This is a genomic window from Kitasatospora sp. NBC_01250, from assembly GCF_036226465.1.
GTDB lineage: Bacteria > Actinomycetota > Actinomycetes > Streptomycetales > Streptomycetaceae > Kitasatospora.
In genome coordinates this window covers 7,318,334-7,343,605 of the sequence record NZ_CP108476.1, presented here as the reverse complement: position 1 = coordinate 7,343,605, position 25,272 = coordinate 7,318,334, and the positions used below count along the sequence as shown (strand labels likewise).

The window sequence follows — 25,272 nt, the reverse complement described above, 5'->3', positions numbered from 1 at the left end:
CCCTGGTCAGTAGGGCTCGACCAGCACGTGCGCCGCGCCGGGGATGCCGATCTTCAGCAGCTCGTCCTCGGCCGGCGTGGTCGCCCCGCCGGTCTCCTGCCGCAGGACCGCCCGGGACAGCGCCTGCACCCACATGGCCCGCGGCCGGCGCCGCTCCTCCCAGGCGGCCAGCGCCTGCGGCAGCTGCGCGTGCGCGTCCAGCGACTGCGCCAGCACCAGCGCGTCCTCGACCGCCATCGCCGCGCCCTGCGCCAGGTGCGGGGTGCTGGCGTGCGCCGCGTCCCCGGCCAGCACCAGCCGGCCCACGTGCCACGGCGCCTCCACGGTGACCTGGGAGATCCGCGAGTAGACCACCGCGGCCGGGTCGGTGACCTGCGCCAGCGCGGCGGCGACCGGACCGCCGAAGCCCGCCAGCCGCTCGGCGAGCTGCTCGTGCGCGCGCAGCGGGTCGGGGCGGAAGTCGGCGGCCTCCGCGAAGACCGCGCCGAGGTACATCAGGTCCTCGGTGACCGGCGTGAGCAGCGCCTTGGCGTTCCGGTCGCCGGCGCTCATCAGCACGCCCACCACCTCGGGGTCCCGCGGCAGCATGACGCGCCAGTTGGCGAAGCCGGTGTACTCGGGGGTGAAGCGCTCGCCGTACATCCGGGTGCGCAGCGGGGAGCCGATCCCGTCGAAGCCGACCACCAGGTCGTAGCGCCCCGTCGTGCCGTCGGAGAGGGTGGCCCCGACGCCGGCGGCGTCCTCGTGCAGCTCGTCGATCGTGGTGCCGAAGCGGATCCGGGCTCCGGCCGCGCTCGCGGCGGCGCCCAGCACCCGGGCCAGCGCCGGGCGGGGTATGCCGTTGTTCGACGGCACGTCACCCATCCGCGGCTGCGGGATCCTGGCCAGGGTGGCGCCGGCCGGGTCGCAGATGGTCAGCACCTCCCACGCGAAGCCGGCCGCCAGGCACTCCTCGAGCACCCCGATCTCGCGCATCACGTGCAGGGCGTTGGAGGGCTGGATGATGCCGACCCCGAGCGCCTCCAGCTCCGCGCGCAGCTCGGCGACGTCGACCCGGTGGCCGCGGCGGGCCAGCGCGGTGGCCAGCGTGAGGCCGCCGATGCCGCCGCCGTGGATCAGCACGCGAAGGGGTGAAGTGGTCATCAGTGGTGGTCCCTTGGGAGAGGCTCAGACGAGGGCGGGCTGGTTGATCAGGTGGTCGACCAGGGCGAGCAGCACGTCCCGCCCGAACGGGCGCGAGCGCACGTCCCCGATCAGCAGCGGCACCTGCGGGTCCAGGTCGAGGGCGCTGCGGATCTCGTCGGCGGAGCGGTCGTCCACGCCGTCGAAGCAGTTGATCGCCACCACGAAGGGGATGCCGCGGCTCTCGTAGAAGTCGATCGAGGCGAAGCTGGTGTCCAGCCGCCGGGTGTCGGCCACCACCACGCCGCCCAGCACGCCGTTGACCAGGTCGTTCCACATGAACCAGAAGCGTTCCTGGCCCGGGGTGCCGAACAGGTAGACCACCAGGTCGGTGCCGATGCTGATGCGGCCGAAGTCGAGCGCCACGGTGGTGGTGTCCTTGGCGTCCACGCCGTCCAGGAAGTCCACCCCGACACTGGCCCGGGTCAGGTACTCCTCGGTGCGCAGCGGGGTGACCTCGCTGACCGAGCCCACCAGGGTGGTCTTGCCGACGCCGAAGCCGCCCGCGATCAGGATCTTGACGGCGGCGGGGGCCGCCTGGGTGTCTGTCATGTCAGAGTCTCCGGAGTCCGTCGCGTACGGCGGTCAGCAGGCCGAGGTCCACCCCACCGCTCGCCCGGGCCACCGCGATCGGGGCACGGGCGACCAGCAGGCCCTGGGCGATCAGGTCGCCCAGCAGGATCTTGGTCACCGAGACCGGCAGGTCCAGGTCGGCCGCCAGCTCGGCGACCGCCGCCGGCTGGCGCAGGCAGCGGGCCAGGATGGTGCGGTGCTCGGGCTGCAGCCGCCGCCCGGCCTGCTCGGCGGCCTGCGGGACGGCCGTCAGCACGGTGATCAGGGTCAGGTCGTCGCGCTCGGGCGCGGTACGGCCCCGGGTGATGGTGTAAGGGCGCACCATCGAGTCCGCTCCGTCGTCGCCGACTTCGCGCTCCGCCTCGCTCCAGTGCGGGCTCACCCCGCGCTCCGGATCGGGGTGCTGAGCTTCTGCCCGACCTGCTGCACCAGGGTGTGCATGGCCAGCGACATCACCTCGGCGTCCACCTCCTGGGAGGCGATCACGGCCAGGTGGGTGCCCTGCCCGGCGGCGGTGATGAAGAGCCACAGCTCGGCCAGCTCCACGATCACCTGGCGCACTCCGCCGCCGCCGAACAGCGTGCCCACGCCCCGGGCCAGGCTCTGCTGCCCGGTGGCGACGGCGGCCAGCCGCTCGGCGTCCGCCCGGTCGATGCCACGGGACTGGCTGACCACCAGGCCGTCGTCCGAGAGCAGCACGGCGTGTCTGGTCCCGGCCACCGAATCGACCAACCCGTCCAGCAGCCAGTCCAGGTCCTGGTGGGTGGCGGTGGTGCGCGTCATGACGGGTCCTTTGGGGTGAGGATGGGGGTCAGTTCGGTGGTCTCGTCACCGAGTCGGGCGGCGCGCGAACGCCGCTGGAAGGCGCCGATGGCGGCGCCGGAGCGGGCCGGTGCGTCGCTGGGCGACTCGGCCGCCGGGGCCGGTTCGACCGGTTCGGCGCCGTCCGGCGGTGTCTGTGGCAGGCGCAGCTCGGCGACCAGGCTGGCCTGGCGGACCCGCTGCGGCAGTGGGGGCTGGACGGTCTCGGCGGTCCGCTCGTGGTCGGCGCGGCGCTCGGCCCAGGACGGCCGCGCGGCGGGGAGCTCCGCGGGCTCGGGGGCGGGCCCGGGGGCGGGCTCGGTATCGGCCTCGGGTGCGGCCGCGGTCTCGGGCTCCGCTGCAGGTTCGGGTACCGGCTCCGCTGCGCGTACGGGCAACGGGTCGGCGGCCGGTGCTGGTGCCGGTGCTGGTGCCGGTGCCGCCACGGGCGCTGCGCTCACCGCGGCGGTGGCCCCGGCCAGCGCCCGCCCGCGCACCCGGGCCGGCAGCGCGCCGGGCTCGGGGGCGGCGGCCAGCACGGTCGGCGCGGGGACCGCGGAGTCGTCGCTGACCAGCTCATCGGGGATCAGCACCACCGCACGGGTGCCGCCGAAGGCGGAGGGGCGGAACTCCACCCGCAGCCCGAGGGTGTCCGCCAGCCGGGCCACCACGTAGAGGCCGAGGCGGATGTCGTCGGCCTGGGCCAGCACGTCCATCCGGGGCGGACGGCGCATCAGGGTGTTGGCGGCCTCGTACTGTTCGGGCTCCATGCCCAGGCCCCGGTCCTCGATCTCCACCGCCAGGCCCCGCCCGACCATGGCCGCACGCACCTCGACCGGCGTGGGCGGCTTGGAGAAGGCCGCGGCGTTCTCCATCAGCTCGGCCAGCACGTGCACCACCGGGCCGACCGCGCGCTCGGAGAGCCACGGGCTGCCCTCGACGTCGACCAGGATCCGCCGGTAGTCCTGCACCTCGCCCTGGGCCGCGCGCAGCACGTCCAGCAGCGGCACCGGCTTGCGCCACCGCCGCTGCGGCTGGCCGCCGGCCAGGATGACCAGGTTCTCCTCGTAGCGGCGCAGGCGCGCCGTCAGGTGGTCGAGGTCGAAGAGGCCTTCCAGCACCTCGGGGTCCTCGTGCCGGCGCTCCATCTCGTCCAGCGTCTTGAGCTGCAGGCCGATCAGCAGCTGGGTGCGGCGGGCGATGCGCTGCAGCAGGCGTTCGAAGCCGCGGTGCTGCTCGGCCTGGGCGACGGCGGCCGTCAGCGCACTGTGCCGGGCCGCGTTGAGCGCCTGGCCGAGCCTGGTCAGCTCGTCGCCGCCCTGCGGCTCGGTGCTGATCGTCCGGCTCTCCTCGGCCGGCTCCAGTTGCTCGCCGCGGCCGAGCCGCTCCACCACCTCGGGCAGCGTGCGTTCGAGCTCGCCGGCCTGGTCCTGCAGGTCGACGATCCGCCGCCGCAGCGAGCGGGTGAGCCGCCAGGAGGTGATGATCACGGCGATCACGGCGAGCAGGCCGATCACGCTGGTCAGCACCACCCGCAGGAAGAGCGAGAAGATGCTGTTCTTGCCGGTGCTGACCACCGCGTCGGTGCGGGCCTCCAGCAGCGAGACCAGCTGCGGAGTGACCAGGTCGACGGACTCGCGCCACTGCGACTGGTCGGGCGGCAGCGCGATGGTGGCGTCGGGGCCGGCCGCGGCGGGCTTCAGCAGGTCCTGCTCGACGCCGGCCATGCTCTGCCAGGCCGAGCCCCTGGTCATCCGCTGCGCCGCGGCGCTCTCGGCGGCCGGCAGGTAGGGCGCGATCTTGCTGCTGTAGAGGAAGCCCTCCGCGCCGATCAGCTGCTGAACGGTCTGCAGGTCCGCCACCGGGATCCGTCCGGAGGGCCAGCTGCGGGCCAGGATCGCGTCCTCGCGGGAGATGAGCTCCTTGGTCCAGAACTCGTCGACCAGGATCCGCGAGATGTAGCCGACCTCACCGTTGTCGACGTGGCTCAGCGCGGTGAAGAGCTTGAGGTCGACGCTGATCAGGTTGGTGTAGAAGGAGTAGGTGCTCTCCTGGTCGGCGCCGTGGTCGACCGCCGCGCGGCGCTGCGGCAGCTGGGTCATCGCCTGCTGGGCCGTTCGGACCGCGTCGCGCACCTCGGCCGGGGCGTGGTTCTCCGAGACCCTGGAGAGCTGCTGGAAGGTGTGCACCGCCTCGTCGGTGGCCGCGCGCTGGCGGGTCAGCGCGTCGGTCACGCTGCCGGGCTGGGCCAGCTGCTCGGCGCTGAGCCGACGCTCCTCCTGCAGGTTGTAGTACACGATGTTGGAGGGCTGGCCGGCCTTCTGGGCGAGCAGCCCCTGCGCGGCCTGCCGCTGGAAGTCGGAGAAGGTCTGCCCGGTGGTGACGGCCCAGAGCGCGGCGAGCGCGAGGCTGGGGACGATCGCCAGGACCAGCAGGGCGGTTCGCAAGCTCAGGCGGGTGCGCCTGGCTCTGGAGGGACGCGCGCGCAGGGCATTCTCCTCGGGAAAGGCGGCGCTGAGGGACGACTCGCCGTCTGTGGTACGAACTTTGACGCAGTGATACTAGTCATCTCATGTGACTAGTGGGAAAGTCCCAGGCAAACCGCAGGATCGTTACCGAGTGAAACTCCTGGCCGGGCCTCAGCTCGGTGGACGGGTAGTCCGGGTGGTGCGGCGAGTCCGGATGGTGCTGGGTCTCCAGCGCCACCCCGGCGTACGGCCCGTAGGCGCTCCCGCTCACGCCGCGCACCTCGCCCCGGAAGGCGTTGGCCGTGTAGACCTGCACGCCCGGTTCGGTGGTGAGCACCTCGACCGAGCGCCCGGATCCCGGGTCCTGGAGCAGCGCCGCGCGCGCCGGCGGGCCGTCCTGCGGGCGGGCGCGCAGCACCCAGTTGTGGTCGTAGCCGCCGGCTGCGGTCAGCTGCGGGTGGTCCTGGTGGATCGCCTCGCCGATCGGCCGGGCGGTGCGGAAGTCGAAGGGGGTGCCGGCCACCGGCTCGTACGGACCGTAGGGGATCTGCCGCGCGTCGACGGGGGCGTACGCGTCGGCGTCCAGGGTGAGCAGGTGCCCGAGCACGTCGCCGCTGCCCTCGCCGGCCAGGTTCAGGTAGGCGTGGTTGGTCAGGTTGACGACGGTGGCACGGGTGGTGACGGCCCGGTACTCGATGGCCAGCTCACCGGTGGGCGAGAGCAGGTAGCTCACCCAGACGTCCAGCGCGCCCGGGAACCCCTGGTCACCGTCCGGGCTGTGCAGGTGCAGCCGCACGCCGGCGCGCGGGCCGCCCGCCGCAGGCCCGGGCAGCTGCCCCTCGGCCGTCCCCTCCGCCGGCAGCGCCTCGGCGGTCCAGATCCGGTTGGCGAAGCCGTCCGGGCCGCCGTGCAGGGTGACCCCGCCGCCGGTGGGCGCGAGCGGGTGGGCCACCCCGTCCAGGGTGACCGCGCTGTCCGCGATCCGGTTGGCGTAGCGCCCGACGGTGGCCCCGAAGTGCCGGGCCGGGCCGAGGATCTGGCCCAGGTCGTCGGTGCCGAGCAGGACCTGGGCCACCGCTCCGGTGCGGTCCGGGATCCGCACCCCGTGCAGGGTGGCACCCAGGGTCAGCACCGTCACCTCGACGGGCCCGGCCCGCAGCGTCCAGCGCTCGATGGCGGCGCCGGCACCCCCGGGCGCCAGCGGGGCGTGCGAGACCGTCACCGGGTGCGCGGGATTCGGCGCCATCTGCTGCTCCTCGGGCCTGGGGAACCGGGCTTGTGCTGGCAGCCACCCTAAATGTTGTCAGGTCCGGTCCAGGTCACGGCTTCTCGGTGTCCTGGCCTGGCTTCCCGGTGCCCAGGTCACGGCTTCCCGGTGTCCGGCTCAGGGCCCCTCGGTGTCCTGCCCCGGCTTCTCGGCGTCCCGGCCCGGGATGCCGAGGGCCGCGGCCAGCCCCTCCCTGGTGCTGCCGGTCTTGCGGTGCACGGCCGCCAGCCGACGGTTGATCAGGCTCACCGCGACATTCAGCCGCTCGGCGATCTGTACCGGCGAGAGCCCCTCCACGGTCAGCTCGGCGACCCGCCACTCGGCCATGCTGAGCGCGTCCCGCCCTGTGCTGCGCAGCCGGTTGGGGCGCAGCCCGGAGGCCTTGAGCTCCTCGCGGGCCCGGGACACCAGCCCGTCGGCGTTGCACTCCACGGCCAGCTCCATGCCCTGGTGCAACTGCTCGGTGGCCTCGTCGAGCCGACCCACCCGGCGCAGCGCCGCACCGAGGTCGACCAGGGCGAAGGCGTGCTCGTAGCCCGCCGGGGAGCGGCCGAGCACCCGCACCGCCTCGCCGAGCAGTTCCACGGCCTGCTGGCCGTCCGCCACCGCCGCGCTCATCCGCAGTGCGCTGCCGACCGCCGAGGAGGCGCCGAACTCCCTGGCCCGGCGCGCCCCCTGCGCGGCCAGTTCACGGGCCCGGTCCGGCTCCTCGGGCAGCACGGCCTGAGCCAGGTGACCGATCCACGGCGCCCAGATGGTGTTGTGCCAGCCGCGTTCGGCCAGCCGCCCGCCGACCTCGGTGAAGACCTCCGCCGCGGGGCGCAGGTCGCGCTGGGCCAGCAGCAGCTTGCCGTAGAGGGTGGCCGCGTCCGGCAGCACCATCGCGGTGGGGTGGTAGGGCGGCGCGAAGTCGTGGTCGGCGGCCAGCTTCCAGGCCTCCTCGACCCGGCCGCGGGCCAGCAGGGTGTCCGCCAGCACGCCGACCGCGTCCCACTGCAGCGGCAGGCCGGGGCCCAGCCGGCGGGCGATCCGCAGCGCGCTGCGCAGGAACTCCTCCGCCTCGGCCAGCGCACCGCGGCGGAACCGCACCAGACCCATCAGGAAATAGGCGAAGCCGAGGTGGCCGCCGCCCCAGCCCGCCACCTCGAAGGCCGGATCGCCTCCTCGAAGAGCTTCTCGGCGCGGTCCAGCCGGTCGGTGTAGATGTAGGTCAGGCCGATGATCCCGGGCAGCTCCAGGCCCCAGACGCTGCTGGTCCAGCCCAGCCCCTCGGGCAGCCGGCCGTCCGGCAGCAGCGCCGAGTCCACCAGGGCCAGCACCTGGGTCACGTCGGCGCCCTGCAGCGTCAGGTCCCAGGCGCGCAGCGCCCGGGCGGCGCGCGCGTACAGGTCGTCACCCGCCGGGTCGGCGGCGGTCAGCTCGGCGCTGAGCTGCGCGAGCCGTGCGGAGCGGGCCGGGCCGTCCGCCTCCTCGCGCTGGAAGGCCGCCCAGATGAAGTGGGCCACCTGCAGCCTGGTCCGTCCCGGCCCCGGCGCGGTGCGCTCGGCCTCCGCCAACGTGACCTCGGCCGCCGCCACCAGCTGGCCGCTGTGCGCGAGCACCTCGGAGAGCCGGAAGGTCGCGTCCACCCGCAGCCCGCTGCTCAGGCCGGGGTCGTCCAGCGCGAGCCGCAGCTGGTTGACCGTGCTGACCGGGTCGGTGAGCAGCGTGGCGCAGCCCAGCTCGTAGATCACCTCGGCCCGGTCCTCGTCCTCCGGCGGCTCGGCCAGCGCCCGGTCCAGGCAGCGCACCGCGGCGTCCGGGGCGCCGACCGCCAGGTGCTCGCGGGCGGCCCGGCGCAGCTTGGCGACCACCTCGGGATCGCCCTCCGGGTGGGTCTCCAGCAGATGGCGGGAGGACTCCATCAACGGGCGCCCGGCGTGCTCCAACTCCTGCGCCGCCTTGCCGTGCATCGCGGTGCGCATGCCCAGCCGGATGGACTTGTAGAGCGAGGTGGCCAGCAGCGGGTGGACGAACTCCAAGGGGCCGTCGGCCGGACCGTAGAGCACCTGCTGGCGGCGCAGTTCGGCGATCGCCTCGGCCGCGGCGGCCGGGGTCATCCCGGCGATCCTGGTCGCCACCGGGATCGCGATCTGGGTGTTGAGCATCGCCGCGGCCTGGGCGAAGTTGAAGGTGTTCACCCCGAGTTTGCCCAGCCAGTACTCGCGGTCCATGCCCTGCGCCTCGGCGGCCAGGTCGTGCAGCAGCAGCACGTTCTCGTGCACCGGCTCGATGCCGCTCTCGCGGACCTTGGCCAGCAGGGCGTTGACCAGGAACGGGTTTCCGTCGGTGACCGCCCAGACCTGGCGGCAGAAGGAGTCCTCGGCGGTCTCGGGGAAGACCTCGCGGACCAGCTTCTCGGTGGCCTTGGGCTGCAGTCCCTGGAACTCCTGGTGCTGGTGCGAGTTGCCGGCCACCAGGGCGCGGAAGGCCTGGGCCTGCTCGGGCAGTTCGCCCGAGCGCCAGGCGACGGCCAGCAGCACGGGCAGCTCGGGACAGCGCTGCGCGAAGGACTCCAGCCAGCCCAGCGACTCCAGGTCCGCCCACTGCAGGTCGTCCACCAGCATCACCAACGGCGCCCTGAGGCGGGCCAGCTGGGTCATCACGTAGTCCAGGCCGACCCGCACGCTCTGCGGGTCGGCCGCCTCACCACTGGGGACCGCCAGGCCGATCGCCGGCCCGGCGACCTCGTGCCAGGGACCGAGCACCTCGCGGCGCTGCTCGGGGTCCAGCCGCAGCAGCTCGGGCAGCAGCAACTGGCGCAGCAGGTAGTACGGTTCGTTGCCGCGCTGCTCACCGGCCCGGCCGCTGAGCACGGTCAGGCCCTCGCGTCCGGCCAGCATCCTGACCTGGCGCAGCATGCTCGTCTTGCCCAGGCCCGGCTTGCCGCTGTAGAGCAGCAGCGAGCCGAGCTCGATGCCGCCGGCCGCGAACTGCCGCCCCAGGGTGTCGATCGCCGCCTTGGCCGCGCCGATCGCGGCCTCGCGCTCATAGAGTCGCGGGAGCGCCGGCGCCTCGTCCGCTTCCTGCCCGTTCTCCCGTTCGCTCACCGTCGGTCCCCTCCGCCTCTCCCGGGCCTGCCCCAGCTTGCGCGTCGAGTCGCGCGCTGCCGGATTTCGCGCACTCCTGCCGATGCCACGAGCTCTTTCCGTGAGGCTAGCGCCGTTACGGGCCCGACGCCGTCTCTTCGCGCAGGTAGCGCCTCTGATGATGGTTCAACTGCAGGTGCCGCGGGCAATTGCTGCGACAGTCAGGCCATCCGATGGTGTGATCGGCTACCCTGCGGCCCGGGCGACCCAGGGATCATGGCACGACTCACGGCGCCACCCAAAGCAGGCGTCACCCGTACGACCGGCCCTCACCTCCCGGGAGTCCGATGTCCGATGCAACCACCCTTGACGTCCCCTACCCCTACCGCCGCAACCCTCACCGGGTTGACGCCGAGACCCATCACCGGGCCTGGCTGGCCGAGCACCGGATGCTCGGCAGTGCGCTGACACCCGAGGCGTACGACCGCTGGGACGTGCCCGACCTGGCCGCCCTCAGCTACCCCGACTGCACGGCCGAGGAGCTGGCGCTGGCCACCGACCTGATGGGGTTCTACTTCCTCTTCGACGACCAGTTCGACGGACCGCTCGGCTACCAGCCCGCCGCGGTCGCCCAGCTCTGCGACCGGCTGATCGGCGTGCTGCACGGCACGCCCGCCCCCGAGGACACCCCCTGCGCCCGCGCCTTCGAGGACCTCTGGCAGCGGATCAGCCGCGGCATGTCCCCGCGCTGGCGGGCCCGCGCCACCTACAACTGGGAGTCCTACTTCGCCAGTCACCCGGCCGAGGCGGCGGGCCGGCGGGCCGGGCGGCTGCCCGACCGCGAGGCCTACCTGATCCTGCGCCGGGGCACCGCGGCGATGGAGTCGGTGCTGGACATGGTCGAGCGACTGGGCCGCTTCGAGGTGGCGCCGGCCGCCTTCCACAGCCCCCCGCTCAAGCAGCTGCGCCAACTCGTGGCCGACATCCCCTCGCTGAGCAACGACATCCGTTCCTACCCGCAGGAGGCACCCCGCGGCGACGTGAACAACCTGGTGATGATCGTGCAGCAGGAACGCGGCTGCTCGCTGGAGGAGGCCGGTTCGGTGGTGCTGGCCGAGGCCCAGCTGATGGTGGACCGCTACACCCACTTGGTGGACGAACTGCCGCGCACCTACCGGGAACTGGAACTGGGACCGGACCAGAGCCAGACCGCGCAGCGCTACGCGGACGGCCTGACCGCCTGGCTCTCGGGCTACCTGAGCTGGGAGAGCGGCACCGGCCGCTACCAGCCCTAGTGAGCACTTCGGTACACACCGTAGCCGATCAGCCCGCGCCCGGCTAGGGTGCCCAGAGCACGCCACAGTCGGCCACCGCCTGGCGAGGAGAAACCGGACTTGACGATCTTTCAGCCGCCCACCAGCTTCAAGTCCCGCTACGAGAACTGGATCGGCGGCGCCTGGGTGCCGCCGGTCCGCGGCCAGTACTTCCAGAACCCGACCCCGGTCACCGGTCAGGTCTTCTGCGAGGTCGCCCGATCCAGCGCCGCCGACGTCGAGTTGGCCCTGGACGCGGCGCACGCCGCCGCGCCCGCCTTCGGCCGCACCTCCCCCGCCGAGCGGGCGCTGCTGCTGAACCGGATAGCCGACCGGATGGAGAGCAACCTCGAACTGCTCGCCGTCGCGGAGAGTTGGGAGAACGGCAAGCCGGTGCGCGAGACGCTGGCCGCGGACATCCCGCTGGCCATCGACCACCTGCGCTACTTCGCCGGCGCGATCCGGGCCCAGGAGGGCTCGCTCTCGCAGATCGACGAGGAGACCGTCGCCTACCACTTCCACGAGCCGCTGGGCGTGGTCGGCCAGATCATCCCGTGGAACTTCCCGATCCTGATGGCGATCTGGAAGCTCGCCCCGGCCCTGGCCGCGGGCAACGCGGTCGTGCTCAAGCCCGCCGAGCAGACCCCCGCCTCGATCCTGGTCCTGATCGAGCTGATCGCCGACCTGCTGCCGGCCGGGGTGGTCAACGTGGTCAACGGCTTCGGCGTGGAGGCGGGCAAGCCGCTGGCCTCCAGCAGCCGGATCCGCAAGATCGCCTTCACCGGCGAGACCACCACGGGCCGGCTGATCATGCAGTACGCCAGCGCCAACCTGATCCCGGTCTCCCTGGAGCTGGGCGGCAAGAGCCCCAACCTGTTCTTCGCGGACGTCGCGGCCGAGCAGGACGCCTTCTACGACAAGGCGTTGGAGGGCTTCACCATGTTCGCCCTCAACCAGGGCGAGGTCTGCACCTGTCCCAGCCGGGCGCTGATCCAGTCGTCGGTCTACGACCGGTTCCTCGGCGACGGCCTGGAGCGGGTGCGGGCCATCAAGCAGGGCAACCCGCTGGACACCGAGACCATGGTCGGCGCCCAGGCCAGCAACGACCAGCTGGAGAAGATCCTCTCCTACATCGAGATCGGCCAGGCCGAGGGCGCCAAGGTGCTGGCCGGCGGCGAACGGGTCGAGCTCGGCGGCGATCTGGCGGGCGGCTACTACGTGGCGCCGACCGTCTTCGAGGGCCACAACGGGATGCGGATCTTCCAGGAGGAGATCTTCGGACCGGTGGTCGCGGTGGCCCGCTTCGAGGACTTCGAGGACGGCATCGCGCAGGCCAACGACACGCTCTACGGGCTGGGCGCGGGCGTCTGGAGCCGGGACGGCTCGACCGCCTACCGGGCCGGGCGGGCGATCCAGGCCGGGCGGGTGTGGACCAATTCGTACCACCTGTACCCGGCGCACGCGGCCTTCGGCGGCTACAAGAACTCCGGGATCGGCCGCGAGACCCACAAGATGATGCTGGACCACTACCAGCAGACCAAGAACCTGCTGGTCAGCTACTCGCCGCAGGCACTGGGCTTCTTCTGATGAACGGGCTTGCGACGGGCGGGACCCGCTGATGGCACGGGTGGCGATCACGGCGGCGGCGGCCGAGCTGCTGCGCGAACTCGCGCTGGAGCACGGGCCGCTGATGTTCCATCAGTCCGGCGGCTGCTGCGACGGGTCGGCGCCGATGTGCTACCCCGCCGGGGAGTTCCGCACCTCCGAGAGCGATGTGCTGCTCGGCGAGCTGACGGTGACCGGGCTGCGCGACCCGGTCGGTGTCTGGATGGCCCGCGACCAGTTCGCCTACTGGTCGCACACCCACCTGACCATCGACGTGGTGCCCGGGCGCGGCAGCGGCTTCTCGCTGGAGACGCCGACCGGGCAGCGGTTCCTGACCCGCTCGCGGCTGCTGACCGACCAGGAGACGGCGGAACTCGGCTGAACCGGTGGGCCGCCCGGCCTCGCGTCGGGCGGCCCACCGTCGGGCCTCCCGGAGGGACCCCCGGAGGGAGCGCCCTCAGGCGGCGAGGCAGGACCGCACGGCCGCGATCAGCCCCCGCGAGCGGATGTCGCCGGTCACCCCCGGCTGCATCCCGCAGGTGACGTAGCCGAAGCCCAGCCCGAGCTCCGGATCGGCGAACCCCAGCGCTCCGCCGCGCCCCGGGTGTCCGAAGGCCGCGGGCGAGGTCATCGGCGAGGTCGAACTGTGCCGGAAGTAACCGTGCCCGAAGCGCGAGTTGACGATCAGCACCCGGTCGGGCCCATCGGCGGCCGGCCCCACCGCCTCGGCCAGCGTCGCGGGCGAGAAGAGCGCGGGCAGCGGCTGCCCGGGCGGGCCACCGGGCCGGTCGGCCGCACCGATCAGCGCCGCGTAGAAGCGGGCCACCGCGCGGGCCGTGCCGACCCCGTTGGCGCCGGGGATCTCGGCGGCCTGCACGGCCGGGTCGTTCAGGTCCAGCCGCGGTTCGACGGCCCCGAAGGCGCGGGCGGTCAGCGAGGCCGGGTCCTGGTAGGCGGCCACCACCGAGCGCTTGGGCCGCAGTCGCAGCCCGCCCGACCCCTCACCGACGGCGACCGGCGGCGCGGGCAGGTCCACCAGCCGGCCCACCCGGGGCGCGGCTCCGCCCGGCAGCCCGATCCACAGGTCCAGGCCGAGCGGCCGGGCGATCTCCTCGGCGAAGTACCGCCCCACCGTGCGTCCGCTCACCCGCCGCACCACCTCGCCGACCAGCCAGCCGAAGGTGTAGGGGTGGTAGCCGTGCGCGCTGCCCGGCTCCCAGGCCGGCGCCTGCGCGGCGACGGCGGCCACCGCGGGCTCCCAGGCCAGCACGTCCTCCACCCGCAGCGGGGTGTCCAGCGCGGGCAGCCCGGCGCGGTGCGAGAGCAGCCAGCGCACCGGGATCCGCTCCTTGCCGGCCGCCTTGAACTCCGGCCAGTACCCGGCCACCGGCGCGTCCAGGTCGAGCAGGCCGCGCTGGGCCAGCAGCAGCGCGACGGCGGCCGTGCAGCCCTTGGTCACCGAGCGCAGCACCTGGGCGGTGTCCGCCGTCCAGGCCACCGCGGGCGCCGGCCGGCCGCCGACCTCGGGCCGCGCGTCGCCTCCCCACAGGTCCACCACCTTGTGCCCGCGGACATAGAGCGCCACGGCCGCACCGAGCTCGCCGTAGTCGCGGAAGTTCCGCTCGAAGGCCGCCCGCACCGGCTCGTACCCCGGCGCCGTCTCGCCCCAGATCTCCACCACCGCGCGTCCATCCCGCCGTCTTCGCCCCGCCGATTCCCTCAGCAGCCTAGTCTGATCATCATGAGTGATCCTCGGGATGAACTGCTGGACGTGGTCGACGAGCACGACCGGGTGATCGGCACCGAGCCGCGCGGCGAGGTCTACCGGCGCAACCTGACCCACCGCTGCGTGATGATCCTGGTCCGCGACGCCGAGGGGCGGATCTTCGTGCACCGCCGCTCGGCCGACAAGCTCTTCGCGCCGGGCGCCCACGACGTCTTCGTCGGCGGGGTGGTCGGCACCGGCGAGAGCTACGCCGAGGCCGCCGTCCGGGAGGCCGAGGAGGAGCTGGGCGTGACCGGCATCAGCACCGAGCCGCTGTTCCGCTTCCTCTTCGAGGAGCCCGGCCACTCCTGGTTCTGCGACGTGCACGAGGCCCGCTGGACCGGACCGGTGGCGCCGCAGGCCGAGGAGATCGACTGGCACGGCTGGCTCACCGACGCCGAGGTCGCCGACCGGCTGACCCGCTGGGAGTTCGTCCCCGACGGGCGCGAGGCCTACCGGCGCTACCTGGCCCGCGGCTGATCCGGCAGCCGCGCGGGGGCGCGGCCCGGACCGCTCGTCCGGTCGCCCTCCTCCTCGGTGGGCTCCCACTGCGGGTGCTCGCGCACCGCCCAGTCACGCTCCACCCACCCGGTGCGCATCCCGCGCCGGGCCTGCGGGTCGCGCAGCGCCATCCACAGGTGGCCGCCGACCACCACGCCCACCGCGAGCGCCAGCCAGTCGTGCACGAAGGTCGCCCCGGTGCGCCAGCTCAGCGGGGCCAGGCCGGTGAACCACATCAGCAGCCCGGTGCCGAGCATCACCAGCGTGGCGCCCGCGATCCAGCTCGCCCAGAGCTTCTGCCCCGCGTTGAACTTCCCGGCGCTGCGCCGGTAGGAGCGCCACAGCGCCGCCTTCAGCCACTCCCGGTCGTAGGGCGCGAAGCGGTTCAGCCGGCCCAGGTCCCGGCGCAGCGCCCGGGAGCCGAGGCCAAGCAGCAGTGGCACCGGCAGCGCCAGCCCCGACCACTCGTGCACCGTCTCCACCAGGCGCCGGCGGCCCACCAGCTCGGCCAGCTGCGGCAGGTAGAGGCAGGCGGCGGTGGCGATGCAGATCAGCATCAGCGTCGCCGTGCAGCGGTGCACCCAGCGCTCGGCGCGGGTGAACCGGGGCAGCGGCCGGTCCCCGTCCATGTCAGCTGGTCGGGGCATCGTCGCGCCCGTTCGACTTCCCGACCCAGGCGTCGACGTCATAGCCGTAGTTCTCCCAGTAACCGGTCTCGACCTTGGGTGTGACGGTGATGCCGGAGAGCCACTTCGCCGACTTGTAGAAGTACATCGGCGCCACGTAGAGCCGCACCGGGCCGCCGTGGTCGTGGGTGACCGGTTTGTCCTGCATCTTCAGCGCCACCAGCACGTCATCCCGGCGTGCCTGGTCCAGCGTGAGGCTCTCGGTGTAACTGCCGTCGAAGCAGGTGAAGTGCACGGCGGTGCCGCCCGCCTGGACTCCGGCCGCCGTCAACAGGTCCGCGAGCCTGACCCCTTCGAACGGCGTGCCGGGCACCCGCCAGCCGGTCACGCACTGCACGTCGTGCACCAACCGGGTCTGCGGCAGCGCCTGGAGGTCGGCCAGCGTGTAGCTGCGCGGCCGGTCCACCAGGCCACCGATGGAGAGCCGGTAGTCGGCAGCCGTCCTGACCGGAACCGGGCCGGTGACCGAGTAGTAGCGGAAACCGCCGGAGTCGGGCAGCAGGCCGGTCAGCCCGGTCGGGTCCTTCTGCGCTATCCCGGCCAGCGCCGAGTTCACGGCGTTGGACAGGGTCGGGCCCGCGGCGACCCCGGCCACGCCCAGGCCGAGCATCCCGAGCAGGACACGTCGGCCGACCGGAGTGCCTCGGGTCGGTGCATCGTCGTTCACGTCCGCCATTGTCACCGCCGTTGATGAGGGCCGGGCCGCTCGCGGCCGGGACGTCAGACTTTCGTCACATCCGCGAGCGGACCTCCGGCCCCCTGACAGGGGTGGGGCCGGATCGCAGGGCTGGATAGGGTGACGCCCATGTCCCCCCGCACGCCGCACGCGGCGTCCCAGCCCGCGGCCAGAGCCCAGCCGCGACGGCGGTTGAGCGTCGACGAGCGGCGTGAGCAGCTGATCGCCGTCGCCCTGGAACTGTTCAGCGCCCGGCCGCCGGAAGAGGTGTCGATCGACGACATCGCGGCGGCGGCGGGCGCCTCCCGGCCGCTGGTCTACCACTACTTCCCCGGCAAGCAGGCGATCTACGAGGAGTCGCTGCGCCGGGCCGGGCAGGAGCTGGCCGGCCGCTTCGAGGAGCCGCACACCGGCCCGCTCTCCGAGCGGCTGGCCCGAGTGATGGACCGCTACCTGGACTTCGTGGCCGGCCACGGCCCCGGCTTCGCGGCCCTGCTGCGCGGCGGCTCGGTGGCGGCCAGCCCCGGCACCAACGCGGTGATCGACGAGGTCCGGCAGGCCGCCCAGGACCAGATCCTGGCCCACCTCGCACTGGCGGATCCGAGCCCCGGGCTGCGGCTGGCGGTGCGGACCTGGATCGCCAACGCCGAGATCAGCTCGCTCGCCTGGCTGGCCGACCGGCAGCAGCCGCCCCGCGGGCAGGTCCGCCAGCGGCTGGTGCAGGACTTCGTGGCCGCCCTGGTGGTGACGGCCGCGCGCGAGCCGGAGCTGGCCGCCGCGCTGCCCGGCTTCCTGGCCGCCGAGCACCCGGGCACCCCGACCGGCGCGCTGGTGCGCGACCTCAGCGGCCTGCTGACCGTGCCCGGCCTGCCCGAGGCCCTCGGTGCCCTGGTCGCCCCGGCGCCGGATCCCGAGCAGGCGGGCACGTAGCCAGGGCCGTCCGGCCGGTCTGATACAACAGCGGAGCGGACGGAACAGCACGACAGAGAGCGATCGGGGGCTGCGGAGCATGACGCAGGACGGCCACGGGGGCGCGCCCATGGGCCTGGCGGGAGCAGGCGGTCAGGCGGCGGTGGGCCTGGCGGGAGCGGCCGTGGTGGCCCCCGCCGAACGGATCTCCGCGACGCTCGACTCGCTGGCCGAGGCGCTGCTCGGTCCCGACGTCAGCCGGCAGGCGCCCGAGGCCCTCTTCGCCGGCCCGCGCGCGGCCGGCGCGGAGCAGTCGCCGGGCCCCGCCCTCTTCGACACCTGGCTCCACCAGAGCGGCCACGGCCGGCTGGCCCGCCCCGGCCGCGGCACCCTGGTCTCCTGCGCCACGCAGCCGCCCACCGGCTCGGCCGCCGGCACCGTCGAGCAGTTGCTGGTCCGCTACGGCCGCGAGCCGGTGCGCGGGGTGGCGGCGACCACGCTGGCCGCCTTCCAGCTGCCGGTCACCGCCGAGCCCTCGGCCGCCCGGCTGCGGCCACCCTTCGCCGCACCGCTGGCCGAGCTCGCCGCCGGCCGGCAGACCCTGTTTCCCGCCGAACTGCCCACCGGCAGCGGGGTGGAGGTGCGGCTGAGCGTGCCGCCCGCCTTCCACGCGCTGACCGCGCGCGGCGGCGACCAGGCCTCGGCCGAGCAGCTCGGCGAGGTGGCGGAGGAGCTGTTCGCCGCCGAGGGTCCGTCCGCCCGCCGGGACTGGGCCGTGCTCAACGCCGCGCTGCTGGACGAGAACGCGGCTGCCGACGTGCGGTTCAGCGCGATCGCGGCGGTGCGGATCGAGGGGCGGCCGAGCAACGCCTCGCTGGTCGTCGCGCTGCACCGGGACCGGACACCGATCGCCGAGCTCGCCGCCGAACTGGCCACCTCCCGCCCCCAGGCGGAGGTGTGGACGGTGATCCTGCCGTCCGGTCCCGCCGTGGTGCTGGTCCAGGGCCGGACCGGGGCGATCCCGGCCGCGCTGGCCGCCGACGGCACCCGGCGCTGGGTGGTCTCCTCGGTGGTCCAGGCGTTCCTGCCGCTGCCGGACGGCGTCTCGCTGCTGACCGTGCAGCTGGGGACCGCGCACGGCGAGGACTGGGAGCTGTACGCGACCGTCTTCGCGGAGCTGCTGCAGAGCGTGGAGTTCGGCTGGGACGGGGTGGACGGGCGGCTCGACCCGGGCTCCGGCGCCGCTGCGTTCGCGCCGGCGACGGTGACGCCGGTGGCCCAGCCGCCCGCCCCGGCACCAGCCCCGGCTCCGGCTCCACAGCCGGCACCCGCTCCGGCACCTGCTCCGGCGCCCGCACCCGTACCTGCACCCGCGCCGCTGCCCGCGCAGCCCGCTCCCCCGGTCGCCGCACCGCCGCCACCCCCGATGCCCCCGACCGCGCCTGCGGCCCCGCCCGCGCCGCCCGTCGTCGCGCCCGCACCCACCCCCGCGCCCGAGCCGCAGCCCGAGCCCGCCAGGAAGGGCACCCCGGTCAACGTCCCCCCGCCGGACTTCGACCCCTTCGCGCCGCAGACCGAACCCCAGAGCGCACCCGAGCCGGCCGCAGCTCCCACCGCGGCCCCGGTGGCCGCCGCCGCGCCCGAACCGCAGCCCGAGCCCGCCCCGTCGGCGCTCGACCCGTTCGGCACGGTGGTGAAGAACGAGCCGCTCGACCCCTTCGGCACCGTCACCCGCAACTCGCCCAGCGCGCCGGCCAAGCCCACCACGGCCCCCACCGCCGCACCGGCCACCACCGCCGCGCCCGCCCCCGCACCCGGCAAGGGCACCCGCGTCAACGTCCCGCCGCCGGACTTCGACCCGTTCGCCCCGCAGACCGAGCCCCCGAGCGCACCCGCCGCCGAGCCGGCCGAGGCGCAGGCCCCCAAGGGCACCCCGGTCAACGTCCCACCGCCGGACTTCGACCCCTTCGCGCCGCAGACCGAACCCCAGAGCGCACCCGAGCCGGCCGCAGCCTCCAAGGGCACCCGGGTGAACGTCCCACCGCCGGACTTCGACCCGTTCGCGCCCGACAACCACGTCGCGCCCGCACCGGTGACCAGCAACGCAAGCGAATCGTCAGCGCCGCTCAAGCCCGATCCGTTCTCCTAGCCGCAGCAGCAGCTGACGGGGCGCCATCCGCCGGGCTCCCCTGGGGCCGCCCCCACCGGCCCGTCCCGGCAGGTCCCCCACACCGGCGCCCCGTCAGCAAGCTGCCCGGCCGGACACCCCCTGGTCCTGCTCGCCCTCCGGGCACTGGTAGACGCGGCGGACGCTGCTGCCCAGGCGCAGCACGTCCGCGCCGTAGAGGTGGATCGAGATCGCGGTGCCGCTACAGGAGTTGCGCACCAGGTGGATGTCCCCGGGCGGCGCGAAACCGGCGACCGAGCCGAGCGGGTTGACCACGTCCTCGGTGGCGACCAGCCGCGCCGTACCGGTGCCCTCGGGGACCAGCCGGTAGCGGCGCTCGCTCTCCTGGCCCTGGTGCACCCCGGCCACGCACCAGGAGACGTGGTCGTGGATCGCGGTCTGCTGCCCGGGGAGCCAGACCAGCGCGACCACCGAGAAGCTGCCGTCCACCTCGGCGTGCAGCACGTGCTGGCGGTAGTGGTCCGGGTCGCCGAGCTGCTGCTCGGCGGTGAGCAGTTCGGGGTCGCCGAGGAAGCCGCGCAGCTCCTCGGCCGCCAGCCCGGCGGTCAGCGCGGGGGTCAGACCTCGGCTCACCACGGCGCGGATCCGCGCCACCAGTGCCTCGGCCAACGGTGTGATGCGAGCGGCCGGACGGGCCGTGGTGGTCGCTGTCATGCCAGCAGCTTCCGCCCCGGCCCTCGGCCGCGTCCAAGCAGCGTTTCTTGGCGTTCCCCTACGCCCGCTTATCGATCCGCCCCGGTCCTCGGGGTGACGGCTCCTCAGCATCACTGCCCGAGAACCTGCCTGACGGCGACTCAGCAGCCGAGCCGGGCCGCGGCGGCCGAGCGCAGTCCGTCCAGCACCAGCTCGGTGGCGGGCAGCAGCAGGTGCTCGCGCAGCACGTAGGCGCAGACCTGGCGGCGGACGTGCGGCTCCAGCGCCCGCCCGGTGACCTTGCGGTGGCACAGGAAGGACAGGACCAGCGAGGGCGCCACCGCCAGCCCCACCCCGGCCGCCACCAGGCTCTGCAGTGCCAGGTTGTCGTCCGTGGTGAAGACGATGTCGGGTTCGAAGCCCGCCTCCGTGCAGATGTGCAGGAAGTTCGCCCGGCAGCGCGCGCACCCGGCGATCCACCGGGCCTGGGCCAGCTCGGCCAGCCGCACGGCGTGCCGGCGGCCCAGCGGATGGCCGACCGGCAGCAGCACCGTCAGCAGGTCCTCCATCAGCGGAATCTCCACCAGCTCGCCCGGCAGCTCGGCGCGCATCCCCGGGTAGCTGAAGGAGAGCGCGATGTCGCACTCGCCGGCCAGCAGCTTGTTCAGCGACTCGGGCGGCTCGGCCTCCAGCAGTTCGACCCGCACCGCCGGGTGGTCGGCCAGCAGCCGGGCCATCGCCGCGGGGATCAGGGTGGCGTTGGCGCTGGGGAAGGCGCAGACCCGCACCCGTCCGGCCCGCAGCCGGGCCAGCGCCTGGAGCTGCTGCTGCGCGGCGCCGAGGTTGCCGAGGATCACCGCGGCGTGCCGGGCCAGCGTCTCGCCGGCCTCGGTCAGCCGCATCCGGCGGCCGTCCCGGGTGAAGAGCGGGACCCCGGTCTCCCGTTCCAGCGCACGGATCTGCTGGGTGACGGCCGGTTGGGTGTAGCCGAGCGAGCGGGCGGCGGCGGTGTACGAGCCGGTGCTGACCACCTCGTGGAAGGTCCGGATGTGTCGGGAGTCCAGCATCCCTGAATCATAAGCAGAAGTTGGCAATCGCTCACCAAGGCCTACTTGCAGTGATCACTGACGCCGGATCCCGGCTGGTGGCGCGGGCTACCGCCCCTCGCGTCGGCCCTTGAACAGGTAGCCGATCACCCCACCGATCAGCAGTGTCGCGGCGAGCGCGATCCAGAGCGGTGCCGTCACGGTGAACACCCAGAACTGGATCTTGACGTTGTTGAGATTGGCCAGCAGGAACCACAGCGCGAGCGCGAAGAGCACCACCCCGGCGATCAGCCTGGTAGGGATGCCGGCGATGTCGCCCTGCCGCTTCTGTCCTGCGAACGGGTCCGATTTTCTGGTCACCCGGGCAGTCTGCGCCCCGCGGCCCCGACTGATCGTGCGATCCGCCGCCAGCTGCCCCGAACGGAGTAGCGCGGGGCGCCCAAGCGGGTGGCCGACGGCCCGGACCAGGCACAATCCGCCGCGCCGGGAACACCCGGAAGCTGCCGCTTGTTGACCCGACGGCAGAATTCGACAACCCCGAAGGGCCACCACAGCTCGTGAGCACCATCCCCACGATCACCCTGAACAACGGCGTCGCGATCCCGCAGCTCGGTTTCGGCGTCTGGCAGGTTCCCGACGACGAGGCGACCGCCGCCGTGCGGACCGCCATCGAGGCGGGCTACCGCAGCATCGACACCGCCGCCATCTACGAGAACGAGACCGGCACCGGCCTCGGCATCCGACAGGCCGGCGTCCCCCGCGACGAGCTGTTCATCACCACCAAGCTGTGGAACAGCGGCACCCGCGACTGGAGCGGCCAGGCCGGCCGGGAGGCCGTGCTCAGCGAGTTCGACGCCTCGCTGGCCAAGCTCGGCCTGGAGTACGTCGACCTCTACCTGATCCACTGGCCGCGCCCGATGCACGGCAGCTACGCCAACGTCTGGCAGGGCCTGGAGGAGCTGCTCGCCTCAGGTCGCACCAGGGCGATCGGTGTCTCCAACTTCGGCCGGGCCGAGCTGACCCACCTGTTCGAGACCACCTCGGTGGTGCCGGCGCTCAACCAGGTCGAGCTGCACCCGCACTTCCCGCAGCACGAGCTGCGCGCCTTCCACGCCGAGCACGGCATCGCCACCGAGGCCTGGAGCCCGCTGGGCCAGGGCAAGGACCTGCTCACCGAGCCGGTCCTGACCGAGATCGCCGCCAAGCACGGTCGGACCACCGCCCAGGTGGTGCTCCGCTGGCACCTGCAGAGCGGTCTGATCGCGATCCCGAAGTCGGTCACCCCCTCGCGGATCAAGGAGAACCTGGCGGTGACCGGCTTCGAGCTGGACGCCGAGGACCTCGCCGCGATCGCCGGCATCGAGACCGGCAAGCGCCTGGGCCCCGAGCCGACCACCTTCGACTGGAACTGAGTCACCGGCTCATGGGATCGGCCGATCCGGCCTCTCCCGGAGCACTGATGCTTCCGGGACTAACTGAGTGCGGATAGTTGAACCGCGCTCAGTCCGGGTCCGTTTTTTCAGGTGTGGGCTCCCGTCAGTCGACGGGCGCCCACACCTATGCGTAACTTCAGGTAATTCCCAGACAATTCCCAGGAATTTCCGGGCGAATCGTTACGCCACCGGTGCGAGTCGAGCCGCCTTTGCCAGCAGGGCAATGGCCGGCTGGTGCTCGGCCGGATCCAGCGGTTCGAGCAGCAGCCGCTCCACTTCCGCCACTCCGGCCGCGGCGCTGTGCAGCAGCTCCTGACCGGTCGGCGAGAGCGAGAGCAGGTTGCGCCGCCCGTCCGAGGGATCGCGCCGACGCAGCACCAGACCGCGCCGTACCAGTCGGCTGACCATCTCGGCCATCGTCGCCTTGTCCAGCGAGGCCAGCTCGCCGACGGTGCGCTGGTCAGCCCCTGGTTCGCTCTCCAGGGCGTCCAGCACGGCGAACTGAGGTGCCGTCAGCTCCGATCCGACGTGCTCGGACCAGAGCTTGGTGTGCACCTGCTGGCCGACCCTGATCAGGTAGCCGACCGCCCGCTGCGCGTCCAGCAGCGGCCTGGTGTCGGTCAGCGCGGCCACCGCGGCCGGCTCCAACTTGGCTATCTTGGCCAGGAATCGAACAAGATCGAGCTGCTCGTCGCTGGTCAGCGGCTCGAACAGGGTGCGCTGAACGCGCACCACGCCGCCGGTGGCCTCACGGACCGCCTGGGCGCCGTTCTGCGAGAGCGCGAGCAACTTGCGCCGGCCGTCCGCCGGATCGCGGCGGCGCAGCACCAGGCCACGCCGTACCAGCCGAGCGACCATCTCGGCCATCGTCGCCTTGTCCAGCGAGGCTCGTTCGCCCACGGTGCGCTGGTCGGCGCCCGGTTCGAGAGCGAGCGCGAGCAGGACCGCGAATTGAGGAGCCGTCAGTTCGGCTCCCACGTGTTCGGACCACAGCCGGGTGTGCACCTGCTGGGCCACGCGGATGAGGTGACCGGGCGACTGCTGAAGCCGTCCGGGCACACGGGTCGTCGGGATCTCCCCCAGCACCATGAATCCGTCCTGATGTCACACCCGGCGTGCTGTGGGACACCCGGGCGGGGCAGTAGCGGCGTGCTGGCCTCCCCCGGCCCGAATCGAGATCAACCGCACTGATTTCGACCCGAATCGAGGGGAGCTCCGCCGTGCAGCCGACGGCTGCTGGCGCACACTATACAAACGGAGTCCGCCCAGCGGCAGGCAGGGGCAGATAGTAGACGGATGTTCGGCGGACTTGTGGTATTTCTCCCCCAGCGTTCGGTCAGGAACAGCCCGGCAAGGCGCTCTGGTCCCCTCAACTACCCGCCGGTAGGGTGACCGCACAACGCTCTCGCCCCCAACTCCGGGGCGCTCCGGCACCAGCGGGACCGCGGCCACCTCCGGCCCACTCGGCCCGACCGGCCCTTCCGAACCAAGAGAGATGAGTACGACGCATGACGGAACAGAGCAGCACGCCCCGGGTCGCGATCGTCACCGGCGCCGCCCGCGGCATCGGTGCCGCCACCGCCCAGCGACTGGCCGCCGACGGCTACGCCGTCGCGGTGGTGGACCTGGAGGAGTCGGCCGGCAAGGACACCGTCGAGAAGATCATCGCCGCCGGCGGGCAGGCCCTGGCCGTCGGCGCGGACGTCTCGGACGAGGCCCAGGTGCAGGCCGCCGTGGACCGGATCGCGGCCCAACTCGGCACGCCGGTGGTGCTGGTGAACAACGCGGGGGTGCTCCGCGACAACCTGCTCTTCAAGATGTCGGCCGCCGACTGGGACACCGTGATGAGCGTGCACCTGCGCGGCGCGTTCCTGATGACCCGTGCGGTGCAGAAGCACATGGTCGACGCCGGCTTCGGTCGCATCGTCAACCTCTCCTCCTCCTCGGCGCAGGGCAACCGCGGCCAGGCCAACTACTCGGCCGCCAAGGCGGGCCTGCAGGGCTTCACCAAGACCCTGGCCATCGAGCTGGGCAAGTTCGGCATCACCGCCAACGCGGTGGCCCCCGGGTTCATCGCCACCGACATGACCGCCGCCACCGCGGCCCGGGTCGGCATGGAGTTCGAGGCCTTCAAGGAGGCCGCGGCCACCCAGATCCCGGTCCAGCGGGTGGGTGCGCCCGAGGACATCGCGCACACCATCTCGTTCCTCGCCAGCGAGGGCGCGGGCTTCGTCAGCGGACAGGTGATTTACGTAGCCGGTGGTCCGCTCGACTAGTCCGTCCGTCGTAGCGCCTCTGGTCATCGCGGGCAGAAGATGACCAAAGGCGCTACGTCTTTTTCCGGTCCGGAACCGGGCGCCGCCGAGGCGCACGGACAGACGGATCCCCGCCGGGGATGCGGCCCGGTGCACAACGGCGCACGCCGGGCGGCACCGCCGGACACGACTGTGCGCCGGGCGCGGCCGGCCGCGCCGAACCATGCGTTCGAACACGTCGCAGCACGTTCGCAGCTCCGGAGAGGGCGCAGCCCGGACGCCTGCTCGACCGAGCGATCAGCGCTCGCGCATCGCGCGTAACCGGGCTGCCTCCACGACCATCGCGGCCCGCTCGATCCGGCGGGCCTTGCGCGCCTCGTCCGCGCCGAGCGGCTCGACCACGTGGAAACATGCACCGCAGACGTAGCCACCCTCCGGCCCCTCGGAGACCGGGGTGCCGCAGTGGGCGCAGTACCGGGAGTAGGTGACGGTGGCGACCATGACGACCTCGCATCGACTACGAAGAGTACGTCCACGGTAGCCGCTTGACGCGGGCCCAGAAAGAGCGAACTGATGGTCGATCAAGCGTCGACGGGGTGGCTCCCGGTGATCGACCCCGTTCCGTCGCAGGTCCGGCACGGTTCCTCGCGGTAAGCCTGCTTGCTGCCGTCGGCCGAAACACGATAGCGGGTGTAGGTGCCGGTCCCGCTGCACAGGAAGCAGTTGCCGCCGCCGTCCCGCTCGGTGGTGCCCGTGCCCTTGCAGGTCCGGCACTGCAGACCGGCCAGCCGTCCGGTCCCGGTGCAGATGGTGCACACCGCGATGCTCACGCCGGATCCTCCGTTCCTCGCGCTCCCGCCAGGGGGCGAAACGCCACGACGCCGAGCCTACCGCCGGAATAAC

At 73.2% G+C, this 25,272-nt stretch carries 25 protein-coding genes; 8 read left to right on the top strand and 17 right to left on the bottom strand.

All coding sequences use genetic code 11. The features are described from left to right. Positions 1-6: 6 nt before the first annotated feature. The 8 genes from OG500_RS31125 to OG500_RS31090 all read right to left on the bottom strand — a co-directional run bounded on the left by OG500_RS31125 (position 7) and on the right by OG500_RS31090 (position 9,380). Entirely contained in the window at positions 7-1,143 is a 1,137-nt protein-coding gene (locus OG500_RS31125; protein ID WP_329584868.1) for an FAD-dependent monooxygenase, read from the bottom strand. A 24-nt stretch (positions 1,144-1,167) separates the two neighbouring features. Further along, the gene (locus OG500_RS31120; protein WP_327070148.1) at positions 1,168-1,734 is read right to left on the bottom strand and encodes a GTP-binding protein; all 567 of its coding nucleotides are present in this window, start codon (positions 1,732-1,734) and stop codon (positions 1,168-1,170) included. A 1-nt stretch (position 1,735) separates the two neighbouring features. Then, positions 1,736-2,137, bottom strand: a complete 402-nt coding sequence (locus OG500_RS31115) for a DUF742 domain-containing protein (protein WP_442789263.1) — start codon at positions 2,135-2,137, stop codon at positions 1,736-1,738. After that, positions 2,134-2,538 carry a roadblock/LC7 domain-containing protein gene (locus tag OG500_RS31110; protein ID WP_327070147.1) on the bottom strand — a complete coding sequence of 135 codons (405 nt, stop codon included), beginning with the start codon at positions 2,536-2,538 and terminating at the stop codon, positions 2,134-2,136. Before OG500_RS31110 ends, OG500_RS31115 begins: the two co-directional genes overlap by 4 nt. Next, entirely contained in the window at positions 2,535-5,003 is a 2,469-nt protein-coding gene (locus OG500_RS31105) for a sensor histidine kinase (protein WP_329584865.1), read from the bottom strand. Before OG500_RS31105 ends, OG500_RS31110 begins: the two co-directional genes overlap by 4 nt. A gap of 118 nt (positions 5,004-5,121) precedes the next feature. Beyond that, positions 5,122-6,270 carry an aldose epimerase family protein gene (locus OG500_RS31100; protein WP_327070145.1) on the bottom strand — a complete coding sequence of 383 codons (1,149 nt, stop codon included), beginning with the start codon at positions 6,268-6,270 and terminating at the stop codon, positions 5,122-5,124. Between the two features lie 138 nt (positions 6,271-6,408). Then, entirely contained in the window at positions 6,409-7,434 is a 1,026-nt protein-coding gene (locus tag OG500_RS31095) for a hypothetical protein (protein WP_329584862.1), read from the bottom strand. After that, positions 7,389-9,380, bottom strand: coding sequence for an AAA family ATPase (locus tag OG500_RS31090; RefSeq protein WP_329584859.1), 1,992 nt, complete (start codon positions 9,378-9,380; stop codon positions 7,389-7,391). The genes OG500_RS31095 and OG500_RS31090 overlap by 46 nt, the downstream gene beginning before the upstream one ends. Before the next feature lie 326 nt (positions 9,381-9,706). Between OG500_RS31090 and OG500_RS31085 the strand changes: the two genes are divergently transcribed. From OG500_RS31085 to OG500_RS31075, 3 genes are all read left to right on the top strand, one after another. After that, positions 9,707-10,654, top strand: coding sequence for a terpene synthase family protein (locus OG500_RS31085; RefSeq protein WP_327070143.1), 948 nt, complete (start codon positions 9,707-9,709; stop codon positions 10,652-10,654). 99 nt (positions 10,655-10,753) lie between these two features. Continuing rightward, on the top strand, positions 10,754-12,259 hold the full coding sequence (gene exaC, locus OG500_RS31080) for an acetaldehyde dehydrogenase ExaC (protein ID WP_327070142.1): 1,506 nt from the start codon (positions 10,754-10,756) through the stop codon (positions 12,257-12,259). Positions 12,260-12,290: 31 nt separating this feature from the next. After that, positions 12,291-12,659, top strand: a complete 369-nt coding sequence (locus OG500_RS31075) for a DUF779 domain-containing protein (RefSeq protein WP_327070141.1) — start codon at positions 12,291-12,293, stop codon at positions 12,657-12,659. A gap of 75 nt (positions 12,660-12,734) precedes the next feature. Here OG500_RS31075 and OG500_RS31070 read toward each other — a convergent pair whose 3' ends face one another. After that, positions 12,735-13,958, bottom strand: a complete 1,224-nt coding sequence (locus OG500_RS31070) for a serine hydrolase domain-containing protein (RefSeq protein ID WP_327070140.1) — start codon at positions 13,956-13,958, stop codon at positions 12,735-12,737. A 60-nt stretch (positions 13,959-14,018) separates the two neighbouring features. Here OG500_RS31070 and OG500_RS31065 point away from each other — a divergent pair, with 60 nt between their 5' ends. Continuing rightward, a complete protein-coding gene (locus tag OG500_RS31065; RefSeq protein WP_327070139.1) occupies positions 14,019-14,522 on the top strand; it encodes an NUDIX hydrolase in 504 nt (167 codons plus the stop codon). On the opposite strand, the gene OG500_RS31060 is transcribed toward OG500_RS31065, so the two are convergent. Together OG500_RS31060 and OG500_RS31055 are read right to left on the bottom strand one after the other, a co-directional pair. Then, positions 14,504-15,190 (bottom strand): cytochrome b/b6 domain-containing protein, encoded by a 687-nt coding sequence (locus OG500_RS31060; protein WP_327070138.1) that lies wholly within the window; start codon positions 15,188-15,190, stop codon positions 14,504-14,506. The genes OG500_RS31065 and OG500_RS31060 overlap by 19 nt on opposite strands. Further along, positions 15,174-15,905 (bottom strand): molybdopterin-dependent oxidoreductase, encoded by a 732-nt coding sequence (locus OG500_RS31055; RefSeq protein WP_442789262.1) that lies wholly within the window; start codon positions 15,903-15,905, stop codon positions 15,174-15,176. Before OG500_RS31055 ends, OG500_RS31060 begins: the two co-directional genes overlap by 17 nt. Positions 15,906-16,034: 129 nt before the next feature. Between OG500_RS31055 and OG500_RS31050 the strand changes: the two genes are divergently transcribed. Continuing rightward, the gene (locus OG500_RS31050; protein ID WP_327070137.1) at positions 16,035-16,835 is read left to right on the top strand and encodes a TetR/AcrR family transcriptional regulator; all 801 of its coding nucleotides are present in this window, start codon (positions 16,035-16,037) and stop codon (positions 16,833-16,835) included. Positions 16,836-16,914: 79 nt separating this feature from the next. After that, complete coding sequence (locus OG500_RS31045) at positions 16,915-18,963, top strand: hypothetical protein (RefSeq protein ID WP_327070136.1); 2,049 nt, start codon at positions 16,915-16,917, stop codon at positions 18,961-18,963. Between the two features lie 93 nt (positions 18,964-19,056). Here OG500_RS31045 and OG500_RS31040 read toward each other — a convergent pair whose 3' ends face one another. From OG500_RS31040 to OG500_RS31030, 3 genes are all read right to left on the bottom strand, one after another. Further along, entirely contained in the window at positions 19,057-19,656 is a 600-nt protein-coding gene (locus OG500_RS31040) for a cysteine dioxygenase family protein (RefSeq protein ID WP_327070135.1), read from the bottom strand. Positions 19,657-19,796: 140 nt separating this feature from the next. After that, the gene (locus tag OG500_RS31035) at positions 19,797-20,702 is read right to left on the bottom strand and encodes a LysR family transcriptional regulator (RefSeq protein ID WP_327070134.1); all 906 of its coding nucleotides are present in this window, start codon (positions 20,700-20,702) and stop codon (positions 19,797-19,799) included. 87 nt (positions 20,703-20,789) lie between these two features. Continuing rightward, positions 20,790-21,041, bottom strand: coding sequence for a LapA family protein (locus OG500_RS31030; RefSeq protein WP_327070133.1), 252 nt, complete (start codon positions 21,039-21,041; stop codon positions 20,790-20,792). Positions 21,042-21,238: 197 nt separating this feature from the next. Between OG500_RS31030 and OG500_RS31025 the strand changes: the two genes are divergently transcribed. Then, positions 21,239-22,093: an aldo/keto reductase gene (locus OG500_RS31025; RefSeq protein ID WP_327070132.1), complete on the top strand. Its 855-nt coding sequence runs from the start codon at positions 21,239-21,241 to the stop codon at positions 22,091-22,093. Between the two features lie 201 nt (positions 22,094-22,294). On the opposite strand, the gene OG500_RS31020 is transcribed toward OG500_RS31025, so the two are convergent. Further along, positions 22,295-23,131 carry a MarR family winged helix-turn-helix transcriptional regulator gene (locus OG500_RS31020; protein WP_327070131.1) on the bottom strand — a complete coding sequence of 279 codons (837 nt, stop codon included), beginning with the start codon at positions 23,129-23,131 and terminating at the stop codon, positions 22,295-22,297. A 491-nt stretch (positions 23,132-23,622) separates the two neighbouring features. Between OG500_RS31020 and fabG the strand changes: the two genes are divergently transcribed. Then, a complete protein-coding gene (gene fabG, locus OG500_RS31015) occupies positions 23,623-24,390 on the top strand; it encodes a 3-oxoacyl-ACP reductase FabG (RefSeq protein WP_327070130.1) in 768 nt (255 codons plus the stop codon). A gap of 276 nt (positions 24,391-24,666) precedes the next feature. Here fabG and OG500_RS31010 read toward each other — a convergent pair whose 3' ends face one another. Both OG500_RS31010 and OG500_RS31005 read right to left on the bottom strand, forming a co-directional pair. Then, positions 24,667-24,870, bottom strand: a complete 204-nt coding sequence (locus OG500_RS31010; protein ID WP_327070129.1) for a hypothetical protein — start codon at positions 24,868-24,870, stop codon at positions 24,667-24,669. Positions 24,871-24,950: 80 nt separating this feature from the next. Continuing rightward, a complete protein-coding gene (locus OG500_RS31005; protein WP_184934133.1) occupies positions 24,951-25,199 on the bottom strand; it encodes a hypothetical protein in 249 nt (82 codons plus the stop codon). Positions 25,200-25,272 lie beyond the last annotated feature (73 nt).